The organism is Craterilacuibacter sp. (assembly GCF_051659485.1).
Classification (GTDB): Bacteria; Pseudomonadota; Gammaproteobacteria; order Burkholderiales; family Chromobacteriaceae; genus Craterilacuibacter.
Map to the genome: position 1 here is coordinate 1 of NZ_JBOFOO010000418.1, position 2,013 is coordinate 2,013.

The 2,013-nt window shown below is 58.2% G+C and carries 2 protein-coding genes and 1 pseudogene; 1 reads left to right on the plus strand and 2 read right to left on the minus strand.

The window, feature by feature from the left end; genetic code table 11:
• Positions 1-234, plus strand: a pseudogene (locus ACRC1E_RS14110) (carbamate kinase); the annotation flags it as partial.
• A gap of 109 nt (positions 235-343) precedes the next feature.
• Here ACRC1E_RS14110 and ACRC1E_RS14115 read toward each other — a convergent pair.
• A complete protein-coding gene (locus tag ACRC1E_RS14115) occupies positions 344-901 on the minus strand; it encodes an adenine phosphoribosyltransferase (RefSeq protein WP_438515726.1) in 558 nt (185 codons plus the stop codon).
• A 103-nt stretch (positions 902-1,004) separates the two neighbouring features.
• The coding region (locus tag ACRC1E_RS14120) for an NCS2 family permease (protein ID WP_438515728.1) at positions 1,005-2,013 on the minus strand (1,009 nt) is incomplete at its 5' end.

Sequence of the window (2,013 nt, forward strand, 5' to 3'; positions counted from 1 at the left end):
GTCGGCTGGGGCACGCCAGAAGCGAAGGCCATCAAGCATGCGCACCCGGACGAAATGGAAAAGCTGGGCTTTGCTGCCGGCTCCATGGGCCCGAAAGTGGAAGCTGCTTGCGAATTCGCCCGTCTGACCGGCAAGAAAGCCGTCATCGGCGCGCTGCAGGACATCGAGAGCATCGTTAAAGGCGAAGCCGGTACCGTGATCTCGACCGAAAAAGAAGGTATCGAGTGGTACTAAGCCGTCAGGCGCTGTCTGCCCGTTAAAAAAGCTGCCTTCGGGCAGCTTTTTTTGTGTCGCCATAATAAAACCGCAGCGTGTGGCTGCGGTTTTTGTGTGCAGTGATGGCTTATATCCCGTCGAACGAGCACACGGTAAAGAGTGCCAGACCATCGTCGCGTACCAGTTTGGCACCGCCAAGCTGGGGGAGCTCGATAATGGCGGCAGCTTCTACGATCTCGGCACCCAGTTTTTGCAGCAGGTGATAGCCTGCCATCATGGTGCCGCCGGTGGCGACCAGATCGTCGATCAACAGTACGCGATCGCCCGGCTTGCAGGCATCGGTATGCATTTCTACCGTGGCATTGCCGTATTCCAGTTCGTATTCTTCTGCCACGGTGGTAAACGGCAGCTTTCCCTTCTTGCGGATAGGGATAAAGCCGACGTTGAGCTCATAGGCCAGCACCGAGCCGATAATAAAACCGCGCGCATCCAGACCTGCGACCAGATCGATTTTCTGATCCATATAGCGATGCACGAAGATGTCGATCAGCATGCGGAAGGTCTTGGGATTTTGCAGTAGCGGGGTGATGTCGCGGAACATCACGCCATCGTGCGGCCAGTTGGGAACGGCGCGAATCCAGCCCTTGAGATAGCTCGCGTAGTCGATATTGCTGAGGTTGTCCATGATGCGGTCCGTACGAGGGTTACCCGGCATTGTACAAGTTTGTTGTCAAACATGCACAAGGGGCGCCCGTTGGCGCCCCTTGCTGTGGTGTATCCGGTGTAGCTTAGTGGAAGAATGCCAGCTTGAAAATCCACATGGCAGTAATCACCAGCACTGCCGGGCTGAGGTCCTTGGAGCGGCCGGCCAGCAGCTTGATGGCGGTAAAGCTGATAAAGCCGAAGGCGATACCATCTGCAATCGAGAAGGTAAACGGCATGGCCAGCGCGGTCATTACAGCCGGTGCGGCTTCGGTCAGGTCTTCCCACTTGATTTCGGCCAGGCCGCGCGTCATCAGTACGGCAACGTAGCACAGCGCCGGTGCGGTCGCATAGGCTGGTACCGTCTTGGCCAGTGGCGACAGCCACAAACAGGCGAGGAACAGGATGGCAACGGTGAGCGAGGTGAGGCCGGTGCGCCCGCCAACAGCGGTACCGGCAGCCGACTCAACGTAGGCGGTGGTGGACGAGGTGCCCATTGCGGCACCCGCAGTAATGGCGATCGAGTCGGCGAGCAGGGCACGCTTGAGGCGTGGCAGCTTGCCGTCCTTGTCCAGCAAACCGGCACGGTGCGAGACGCCGATCAGGGTGCCGGTGGTATCGAACAGATCGACAAAGAAGAAGACAAATATCACGCCCAGCAAGCCAGCGTTTAATGCGCCCTTGATATCCATCGCCATCCAGGTGGGGGCCAGGCTAGGCACCGGCGCGAAGATGCCTTCAAAGGTCGATTGCCCTAGTACGATGGAAAGGGTGGTGATCAGGATGATGCTCAGGATGATGGCGCCGGGCACCTTGCGGTATTCGAGGGCCACAATCATGAAAAAGCCGAGAATGGCCAACAAAGTGCTCGGATTGTGGATGTCGCCCAGGGTAATCAGTGTGGCCGGATGGGCAGCAATCACGCCGGCATTTTTCAGGCCGATGATCGCAAGGAACATGCCGACACCGGCAGAGATACCGAACTTGAGCGACTGCGGGATGGCATTGACCATCGCTTCACGCACCTTGAACAGGCTGACGGCAAGAAAGACCAGGCCGGACAGGAAGACGGCACCCAGCGCGGTTTCCCAAGGA